General features: G+C 62.6%; 7 protein-coding genes. All 7 read left to right on the forward strand.

Going from position 1 to position 9,861, the window contains the following annotated elements:
• Positions 1-54 precede the first annotated feature (54 nt).
• The 7 genes from infB (at position 55) to rpoD (ending at position 9,737) form a co-directional block, all read left to right on the forward strand.
• The gene (infB, locus tag DWY03_RS09005; RefSeq protein WP_117840560.1) at positions 55-2,769 is read left to right on the forward strand and encodes a translation initiation factor IF-2; all 2,715 of its coding nucleotides are present in this window, start codon (positions 55-57) and stop codon (positions 2,767-2,769) included.
• 11 nt (positions 2,770-2,780) lie between these two features.
• Positions 2,781-3,191 carry a 30S ribosome-binding factor RbfA gene (gene rbfA / locus DWY03_RS09010; protein WP_006234038.1) on the forward strand — a complete coding sequence of 137 codons (411 nt, stop codon included), beginning with the start codon at positions 2,781-2,783 and terminating at the stop codon, positions 3,189-3,191.
• On the forward strand, positions 3,184-4,227 hold the full coding sequence (locus tag DWY03_RS09015) for a bifunctional oligoribonuclease/PAP phosphatase NrnA (RefSeq protein ID WP_117840562.1): 1,044 nt from the start codon (positions 3,184-3,186) through the stop codon (positions 4,225-4,227). Before rbfA ends, DWY03_RS09015 begins: the two co-directional genes overlap by 8 nt.
• A gap of 15 nt (positions 4,228-4,242) precedes the next feature.
• Positions 4,243-5,175 carry a tRNA pseudouridine(55) synthase TruB gene (gene truB / locus DWY03_RS09020; protein ID WP_117840564.1) on the forward strand — a complete coding sequence of 311 codons (933 nt, stop codon included), beginning with the start codon at positions 4,243-4,245 and terminating at the stop codon, positions 5,173-5,175.
• Positions 5,172-6,179 (forward strand): riboflavin biosynthesis protein RibF, encoded by a 1,008-nt coding sequence (ribF, locus tag DWY03_RS09025; RefSeq protein WP_231500832.1) that lies wholly within the window; start codon positions 5,172-5,174, stop codon positions 6,177-6,179. Before truB ends, ribF begins: the two co-directional genes overlap by 4 nt.
• Positions 6,172-8,277: a DNA primase gene (gene dnaG, locus DWY03_RS09030; RefSeq protein ID WP_117840566.1), complete on the forward strand. Its 2,106-nt coding sequence runs from the start codon at positions 6,172-6,174 to the stop codon at positions 8,275-8,277. The genes ribF and dnaG overlap by 8 nt, the downstream gene beginning before the upstream one ends.
• 110 nt (positions 8,278-8,387) lie before the next feature.
• The gene (gene rpoD / locus DWY03_RS09035; RefSeq protein ID WP_117798136.1) at positions 8,388-9,737 is read left to right on the forward strand and encodes an RNA polymerase sigma factor RpoD; all 1,350 of its coding nucleotides are present in this window, start codon (positions 8,388-8,390) and stop codon (positions 9,735-9,737) included.
• The last annotated feature ends 124 nt before the right edge of the window (positions 9,738-9,861 follow it).

A 9,861-nucleotide genomic window follows, 5' to 3' on the forward strand; every position in this document is an offset into this window, starting at 1 on the left:
ACGCTCGTTCAGTCTCTAGGCACCCAAGGTGCCAGAAAGGGTAGGTGAAGTCATATGGCAAAAGTCCGTGTGTCCACCCTGGCCAAAGAGTTCGGCATGACCTCCAAGGAACTGATGGGTCATCTCGCCGATATGAAGATTCCCGCTAAGTCCGCTTCCTCCACCTTGGAGGACGCTTATGTCGCCATGGTCCGCAAGCAGCTCGCCTCGGTGATCGAGGCCCGCGCTCAGGAAGTCGAGGCCGCCAAGCAGGCCGAGGAGCAGGCAGCTGCCGCCGAGGAGGCCGCACGCGCTGCCGAGGCCGAGCGCGAGCGCATCGCCGCCGAGAAGGCCCGCGAGGAGGAGCGCCGGCAGTTTGCCGCAGCCCAGGCTGCCGAGGAGGCTGCCCGCGCCGAGGCCGAGGCCAAGAAGAAGGCCGAGCAGGAGCGCCTTGCCCGCGAGAAGGAGGAGGCTGCCCGCGAGGCCCAGCGCCGCGCCATTCCCGCTTCCGACTCCGGTTCGCGCTTCCGTTCGCTGCTCGACCAGATCGCCGCACAGGAGACCGTGCTCAAGGAGAAGAAGGACGCCGAGGACAAGGCCAAGGCCGAGCGCGCCGCCGAGCGCGGTAACCGTCGTGGCGGCAACAACGACCGCCGCGGTGGCCGTCGTAACGATCGCAACGCTTCCGACAACAACTCCGAGCGCAACGCCTCCGAGAGCCGTCCGCACAGCCATCGCACCAACGCCAGCAACAACGTCGCTGCCGGCATGGACTTCCCCAACCCCGATAAGCAGGGCAAGGGCAAGAAGCGCAAGGGCGGTCACAACAACGAAGAGGACCACTACAGCCGCATGGCTCGCGAGGCCGAGGAGTACAGCCGCGAGAAGGTCCTCGAGGAGGCCCGCGCTGCCGTCGAGGAGGCCTCTCGTGAGTCCACCGGTCGCCGCAAGAAGCGCAAGGAGAAGCGCGAGCGCGAGGCTGCCAAGGCTCAGGAGGAGCGCAAGATTGAGGAGGCATTGGCCCAGGGCGTGAACCCCGAGGAGCTCGACGCCATCAAGGTTTCCCAGGGCGTTACCGTCCAGGAGCTCGCCGAGGCGCTCGACGTTCCGGCCAACGACATCATCAAGCGCCTGTTCCTGCTGGGTACGCCGCTCACCATGACGCAGTCCATGTCCGACGACCTCGTCGAGCTCGTTGCCGACGACTTGGGTCGTCAGATCAAGATCATCACCCCCGAGGAGGAGAACACCTTCTCGTTCTACGACGATCCCGCCGACCTTAAGCCGCGCGCACCGGTCGTCACCGTCATGGGCCACGTCGACCACGGCAAGACGAGCCTCCTCGACGCCATCCGTCACACCGGCGTTGCTGCCGGCGAGGCGGGCGGCATTACGCAGGCCATCGGTGCTTCGCAGGTCATGATCAACGACCGCAAGATCACCTTCATCGATACCCCCGGTCACGCCACCTTTACGGCTATGCGTGCCCGTGGCGCCAAGGTGACCGACATCGTCATTCTGATCGTGGCTGCCGACGACGGTGTCATGCCCCAGACGGTCGAGTCGATCAACCACGCCAAGGCCGCCGGCGTACCCATCGTTGTCGCCGTCAACAAGATCGATAAGCCCGGCGCCAACCCCGACCGTGTGCGTCAGGAGCTCACCGAGTACGGCGTCATCCCCGAGGAGTGGGGCGGACAGAACATGTTCGTCAACATCTCGGCCAAGCAGAAGATCGGTATCGACGATCTGCTCGAGACCGTGCTGCTCCAGGCAGATGTGCTCGAGCTCAAGGCCAACCCGGACACCTTTGCCTCCGGCAACGTCCTCGAGGCCAAGCTCGACAAGGGCCGCGGCTCGGTTGCTACCGTGCTCGTGACCCGCGGTACCCTGCACGTGGGCGATACGCTGGTCGCCGGCCTTACCTACGGCCGCGTCCGCGCCATGCTCGACCCCAAGGGCCGCGCCGTCACCGAGGCCGGTCCCTCCGACGCCGTCGAGATTCTGGGCCTGCAGTCCGTGCCCAACGCCGGCGACGAGTTCCGCGTGTTCGAGGATGAGCGCGAGGCACGCGCCCTGGCCGATGAGCGATCGCTCAAGGCCCGTATCGAGGAGCAGAGCCGCGTCAAGCACGTCACGCTCGAGAACCTCTTCGAGACCATCGCCGACGCCGAGGTCAAGGAACTCAACCTGATCATCAAGGCCGACGTCCAGGGTTCCATCGAGGCTCTTCAGGACTCGCTCGACAAGATGGATCAGTCCGAGGTTCGCATCAACACGATCCACTCCGCCGTTGGCGCCATCAACGAGACCGACGTCGTCCTGGCCGACGCCTCCAACGCCATCATCATCGGATTTGGCGTCCGTCCCGACGGTAAGGCCCGCTCCGCCGCCGAGCGCGAGGGCGTCGAGATCCGTTGCTACGACGTCATCTACAAGTGCCTCGAGGAGCTCGACGCCGCCCGTATCGGCATGCTCAAGCCCACCGAGGTCGAGGTCGCCACGGGTACCGCGACCGTCCTGGACACCTTCAAGGTGCCAAAAGTCGGTATCGCCGCCGGTGTCCGCGTCGAAGAGGGCGAGATCGCCGCGACCGATTCCGTGCGTCTGGTGCGCGACGGTATCGTGGTCTTCAACGGCAAGATCGCCTCGATGCGCCACTACAAGGACGAGGCCAAGAGCCTCAAGAGCGGTTCCGAGGGCGGCATTGGCCTGGAGAACTTCCAGGACATCAAGCCCGGCGACCAGATCGAGGGTTACCGCATCGACCAGGTTGCCCGCACCGAGTAGGGGGTAGCGCTATGAAGCAAACGCAGGCAACCCGCCGTCTGGGCGAGCAGCTTCGCGAGAAGCTCGGTTATATCCTGCTCTTTGAGGTTTCCGATCCGCGTCTCGACCTGGTTACTTTGACTGCGGTCGAGGTCGCGGTGGACCGTTCGTTCGCGCGCGTGTACGTGTCGTGCGATGCGAGCCGCTACGACGAGGTCATGGAGGCGCTCGCAAGCGCTAAGGGCCGCATTCGCAGCCTGTTGGCTCGCTCGCTCGATTGGCGTGTCACGCCCGAGCTCGATTTTCGCATCGATCGCTCGACCGATGAGGCCGAGCGCATCACGCGTGCGCTGGAAAACGTTCCCGCCACGCTTGCGATCGAAAAGGACGAGGACGGCTATCCGATAGCGGATGCCGCCCAGGAGGCAGCTTTAGATGACTAATTCCGCCGACCTCGCTTCGTGCGAGTCTGCAGATATTCAGCGACGCATCCTCGAGCTCATCGAGGGTGCGTCCTCCATTGCGATTTCGGGACATACTTCTCCCGATGGCGACGCCTTGGGCTCCGTGTTGGGTCTGGGCCTTTCGCTCATGAAGTTTTTCCCCAACAAGGACATTGCGCTGCTGCTGGCAGACGATGACCCGGTTCCGCGCATCTACCGCTTTATGGAAGGCTCCGATCGCCTGGTGCCGGCATCTGCGTACACCGGCAATCCGGACCTGTTCATCTCGGTGGACGTACCGGTCGTCGAGCGCCTCAACAACTCGGCCGAGGTGCTTCGCCGCTCCAAGCATGTGGTGTGCTTCGATCACCATCCGGCGCGTGAGGAGTTTGCCGAGCTGAGCCTGAGACGTGTCGAAGCTGCAGCTTGCGCCATGATCATCGACCGTTTCTTGGACAATTGCGGCATTGTCGCACGTGATGGCGTTGCGACCTGCCTGCTGTGCGGCTTGGTTACCGATACCGGCCGTTTCCAGTACCAAAACGCCGATGCCGCCGCGTTCCATGCGGCCTCTCGTCTGGTTGCCCACGGTGCCGATCCGGCGCGTGTGGCACTCGAGGTATACCAGAGCATGCGCGTTGAGTTTTTGCACCTCAAGTCTATCGTCATGGGCCGCATCAAGACGGTGGCCCACGGGCGCGTCGCGTATAGCTACGCGTACCAGAGCGACCTTGAGGCTTGCGGTGTCACCTCAGATGAGTGCGACGGACTGGTCGATGTGGTGCGCTCGGTGATGGGCGTCGAGGTCTGCCTGTTCCTGAAGGGCATTGAGGGCGATACCAAGGTGCGCGGCAACCTGCGCTCCAAGGGCGACCTCAACGTGTCCGAGATTGCTGCTGCCTTTGGCGGAGGCGGACATCCCGCTGCCGCCGGTTTCTCCAACAACGGAACGATTCTCGAGACGCTCACCATGGCACTTCCCATGCTGGCCGAACTGGTTGGGGAGGATCCCGCTTCGGTGACCGTCGAGCTTTAACTTTTTGGATGGTACATGGCTCGTCGTACGCCTTCTCAATTGAATATGCTGCTCGCTGTCGATAAGCCGGTGGGCTGCACGTCCCACGATGTGGTCTCGCAATGTCGGCGCGCCCTCCATGAGCGGCGCGTCGGCCATGCCGGCACGCTCGACCCTATGGCATCGGGTGTCATGGTGGTGGGCGTGGGCCAGGCCACCCGTCTGCTGGGCATGCTCACGCTCGATACCAAAAGCTATGTCGCCGACATTTCGTTTGGTGCCGAGACCAATACCGATGATGCGGAGGGCGAGGCGGTCCGCACAGTGGCTGTTGCCAACGAGCTCCGCGATCCTGCCTATGCCCGTGAGCACTTGGGCGCCATGTTGGGTCCGCAGATGCAGGTGCCGCCGGCGTTTTCGGCTATCTCGGTCAATGGCGTTCGCGCCTACAAGTCTGCTCGCGAGGGCAATGCGGTGGACCTACCTCCGCGCCCCGTTGAGGTTTATGCCGCCGACCTGATCGCCGTGGGCGGCGAGGGTGATACGTGTGTGTGGACCGTGGCGTTCTCGGTGAGCAAGGGCACCTACATTCGTGCGCTCGCTCGCGACCTGGGCCGCGCCTGCGAGAGCGCCGCGCACATTTCCGCGCTGCGCCGCACGGCCTCCGGTGTTGTTTCCATTGGCGCCTGTCATGCGGTGGAGGAGCTTTCTCCCGAGTCCGCGGCTAGCTTTGCTCTGGATCCCATTGCAGCCCTGGGCGCCACGCGTGTTGACTTGCCGGGCAATCTTGCCGACGACCTCCTCTGCGGCCGTCGCATTCCCGTTGGGCGTGCGCTTGCGGGCTTCGATGCCTCGAAGGCGCTGTTTGCGTTGGTACTCGATGGGGGACTCAAGGCGCTCGCCCGCATTGAGGGTGGCCGCTTTGTTATGGAGCACGTGTTTCCGCAGGCAATCGGCGGTGTTCGATGATGTTGTCCGCTCGCGAGCTCGCGCGTATCTTTTTTGCGGGCGAGTCGGACGAAGCTCGCATCGTTACTGCCGATGCGTTTGATGAGTGTGAGCACTTGGGTGCCGCATCGATTGCCATCGGCGTGTTCGACGGCGTTCACCGTGGACACCAGGAACTCATCGAATCGCTTGTCCGTGATGCCCGTGCCCATGGCTGTAAGGCGGTCGTGGTTACCTTCGATCCCGACCCGGACGTTGTGGTGAGCCCTTCGCCCGCTCAAAAATTGATGACGACGGCCGACCGTCTGCATGCCCTGGCTCAGACCGGGGTCGATGCGGTGGTGGCCGTTCCCTTTACGCCTGAGGTTGCGGCGCTTGACCATGTTGATTTTCTTTCGCTGGTGTCGCGTCTGGTTGACATTCGCTCGATTCGCGTTGGTAGCGACTTTAGGCTGGGTCGCGGTGGTGCATCTGGTGTTGCCGAGATGCGCGCCTGGGGTGCCGAACACGACGTTGACGTGTATGGTCACGACTTGCTTTGCGAGGGCGGTGAGGCCATTTGCGCCACCCGTATCCGTCATGAGCTCGGACAGGGCCATGTGGAGCTGGCTGCTGAGTTACTCGGCCGTCCATATATGGTGCGTGGCGGTGTTATTCGCGGCCGTCACGAGGGTTCTGGCATGGGCTTTCCCACGGCAAACCTGCAGGTTCCCGACGGTATTCAGGTGCCTGTCGATGGCGTGTATGAGGGTCTGGTGCTGGTCGATGACACCGCGTGGCCCGCTGCCGTGAACGTCGGACTGCCGCCGACGTATGCCGACGATGCCGCTTCGGCGCATCTCGAGGCTAATTTAATTGGTTATACGGGCGACCTGTACGGCGCTTCCGTTTCGCTGGCGTTTACGCGCTGGCTGCGTCCGTCGCGCGTGTTCGATTCGCTGGATGAGTTGATCGCGACCGTCGAGGGTAATATCGAAGATATTCGTCACAACTTGGGCGAGCAGGGGGTGAGCATCCGTGATTAGCGATGAGGAAAAAGACCAGGTACGCGCTGCGTCCGACCTAGTCGCCATCGTGCAGGAAACGGTTGAACTCAAGCCCCGCGGCCATGAATTTTGGGGTTGCTGCCCCTTCCATGGCGAAAAGACGCCGTCTTTCCACATTATCCCCGCCACGCAGGTCTGGCACTGCTTTGGCTGCGGCGAAGGCGGCGATGTCTTCACCTATATTATGAAGCGCGAGAACCTGAGCTTTCCCGAGTCAATCCGTTATTTGGCCGATCGCGCAGGTATTGAGCTGCACGACACCGGAGATCGCCGCGAGCGCGGTACCAAACGTGCCCGCATCTACGATCTGTGCGCCGAAACCGCCCAGTTCTACCACACCATGCTTATGCGCGGTAAGGACGGCCGTCCGCGCGAGTACTTTGCCAGCCGCGGCATGGGCGGCGACGTCTGCCGCCGCTACTGCCTGGGCTTTGCGCCGGGTCGCAATGCGCTGGTGTCGCACCTGTCCCAGGCGGGTTTTACCCCGCAGGAGATGATCGACGCCAACGTTGCCGTGAGCCGCGGGCGCGGGCAACTAGCCGACCGCTTCTACGACCGCGTGATGTTCCCCATCTTTGACGAGCAGGGTCACAACATTGCCTTTGGCGGTCGCATCATGGGTGACGGCCAACCCAAGTACCTTAATACCGCCGAGACGAGCGTGTTCCATAAAAAGCGAAACCTCTACGGCTTTAATTGGGCCAAGGAGTATATCGTCGCGCAGGATACCGCCATCGTGGTGGAGGGATATACCGACTGCATCGCCTGCTGGGAGGCGGGGATTAAAAACGTTGTCGCTACGCTGGGCACCGCGCTCACGGAGCATCACGTCAAGACGCTCACCCGTTTTGCCAAGCGCATTGTGTATATGTTCGATGGCGACGCCGCCGGTCAAAAGGCCGCCCGTCGCGCGATTCAGTTTATCGAGCAGGATTCGATGGACCTGCGCTGTGTGGTGCTGCCCGACGGCAACGACCCCATGGAGTTCATCACGGCGCACGGCGGAGGGGAGCTGCAGAAACGCATCGACGCTGCTGAGCCCCTCATGGACTTTGTCTACCGTTCGCTGCAGGAGTCGAGCGACATCACCACGCCGGGCGGTCGCGCCAAGGCGCTGGAGGATGCTCTCACGCTCATCTATCCGCTTCGTGACAGCTATATGATCGATACGTACTTTATCCAGATTGCCGATCTGCTCGGTTTGGATCTGGAGACAGTGCGTGCGAGCTCGGGCCGCGTGTTTCGCGATGTCGCCAAGCGCGAGGATGCGGAGCGCCGCCGTGAGCAGAACTATGAGCGCCAGAGGGCACGGGCCGAGCGCCCCGGAAACGCAGGCGGTCGGGCGTCTGGTTCGCAGGGGGCGCCGCGCGGCGCCTGGACGTCGGGCGCGACGCCGCCGGTCTCTGCGCCGGTCGAGGAGGAGCCGTACGACTACGTCCCGCTTGATGCCTATGGCGCTGCACCAGTGGAGGTCGTTGACGACTTGCCGCCAATCGATGTGCCCGATGGTGTGGGCGCTGTGCCTGTTGCTGATGGTTTGGGCGCACCGGCTGCGGCGCCGATGGTTCTTACCGATCTAGAGCGCAAGTCCTTGGCAGGGGAGCGCGAACTGTTGACGATGCTCACGAGCTACCCCGACCTGTTCCGCACGTATGCCGACCGCATCTGCTCCATCGAGTGGGTTGACCGACGTCACGAGTCCATCGCATGGGCCGTTCTGGCAACGCCGCCGGGAACCGATCCTGCAGCCTGCATGGATGCGGCGCGCTCGGTGTGTCCCGATGCGGCAACGCTTGTGAGTGCCGGGCGCATCTCGGCGACGAGCAAGCATCCCACCGAGACGAACATCGTGTTTATGCTCGATACGCTCGAGCTCTACACTATCAAGCGCCGCATGCGTGCTGCACAGGCCAGGCTGCGCCAGGACCGTTCACTCGATGATGAGGCCCGTCGCGCGCTGACCGTTCAGGCCGGGCAAGATTCGCAGCGTCAACGCGAACTGCAAAAGTCGATCGGCGGCGTGGCGGACCCGTTCCGTTTGATCGGCCTGGAGGCCGCAGGCACCGAACAAGCCTAGATGTTGTGGTCAACCAGCGTATTCTCGCCTATATCCAGTCCTCTTTTTGGGTATAGACGTCAATGTGTGTGCTAAAGTATTGAGTCCTGTGGACTATGAAGGGAGAATCTGTGCCAAAAAAGACTGAGAGCACGGGTACTGGGCTGGAATCCTACGTTGCAAAGCTCATGGGCAACGGCTCAAACAGGACTTCGGTAACCGAGGACGAGATTCAGGTCGCCCTGAAGGATATCGATGTTTCTGACGAGCAGCTCACTGCGGTATATTCCGCGCTGCGCAACAGCGGCATCCAGATTATCTCCGCGAGCGGTAACGACGACGCCCCCATGGACGTCGACGATGACGATAACGATACCGATACTGACGATTTCGATGACGACGACGAGCACGATTCCGGTTCGCTCGACGATCACGAGCTCAAGATGGCCCGTCAGGCCGACGCCGAGATGGGTTCTTCCAAGAGCAAGAAGAAGCGCACCGTGCGCACGTCCCGTTCGCGTTCGCGCGTGCGCGGCATCGATGCTTCCACGGTGATGCTGACCGGCGACCCGGTCCGTATGTACCTCAAGGAGATCGGCAAGGTCGACCTGCTGACCGCCTCCGAAGAGGTCGATCTGGCCATGAAGATCGAGGCCGGTCTCGAGGCCACCGAGAAGCTCGAGGCTGCCGAGGCAGGCGAGCTCGAGCTCACGCGTGCCGAGATGCGTCGTCTTACGCGCATTGAGAACGTAGGCCTCGAAGCCAAGCAGGCACTCATCAGCGCAAACCTGCGTCTGGTCGTCTCCATCGCCAAGCGCTATGTCGGTCGCGGCATGCTGTTCCTGGACCTGATCCAGGAGGGCAACCTCGGTCTGATCCGCGCCGTCGAGAAGTTCGACTACCAGAAGGGCTTTAAGTTCTCCACGTATGCCACGTGGTGGATCCGTCAGGCCATCACGCGCGCTATCGCCGACCAGGCCCGTACCATCCGTATTCCCGTGCACATGGTCGAGACCATCAACAAGCTCGTCCGCGTGCAGCGCCAGCTCCTTCAGGACCTGGGTCGCGACCCGACCCCCGAGGAGATCGGTGCCGAGATGGACATGAGTGCCGACCGCGTCCGCGAGATCCAGAAGATTTCGCAGGAGCCCGTTTCGCTCGAGACCCCCATCGGCGAGGAAGAGGATTCCCAGCTGGGCGACTTTATCGAGGACTCCCAGGCCATCGTTCCGCCCGATGCCGCCAGCTTCTCCATGCTGCAGGAGCAGCTCACCCAGGTGCTCGACTCGCTTGCCGATCGTGAGCGCAAGGTTATCGAGCTGCGCTTTGGCCTTGTCGACGGGCATCCCCGCACGCTCGAGGAAGTCGGCCGCGAGTTTGGCGTCACGCGCGAGCGTATCCGCCAGATCGAGTCCAAGACCTTGGCCAAGCTCCGCCACCCGAGCCGCAGCAGCAAGCTGAAGGACTACATCGAGTCATAACCTCGCAAGCAAGAAGCGCCCTCAAGCACATCCGCTTGGGGGCGCTTTCATGTGGTCATTGGGGACGTCCCCAATGACTAGGTGGTTGATTTCCGATCTCAGCCGAACACATTGAGCAAATAGG

The sequence above is a fragment of the Collinsella sp. AF23-2 genome (genome assembly GCF_003459245.1).
Taxonomy (GTDB): Bacteria; Actinomycetota; Coriobacteriia; order Coriobacteriales; family Coriobacteriaceae; genus Collinsella.

Excerpts from the sequence above, each read along its gene's own strand:
- ribF (WP_231500832.1), top strand. The coding sequence starts at position 5,172 with ATGATGTTGTCCGCTCGCGAGCTCGCGCGTATCTTTTTTGCGGGCGAG.
- truB (WP_117840564.1), top strand. The coding sequence starts at position 4,243 with ATGGCTCGTCGTACGCCTTCTCAATTGAATATGCTGCTCGCTGTCGAT.
- infB (WP_117840560.1), top strand. The coding sequence starts at position 55 with ATGGCAAAAGTCCGTGTGTCCACCCTGGCCAAAGAGTTCGGCATGACC.
- rbfA (WP_006234038.1), top strand. The coding sequence starts at position 2,781 with ATGAAGCAAACGCAGGCAACCCGCCGTCTGGGCGAGCAGCTTCGCGAG.
- DWY03_RS09015 (WP_117840562.1), top strand. The coding sequence starts at position 3,184 with ATGACTAATTCCGCCGACCTCGCTTCGTGCGAGTCTGCAGATATTCAG.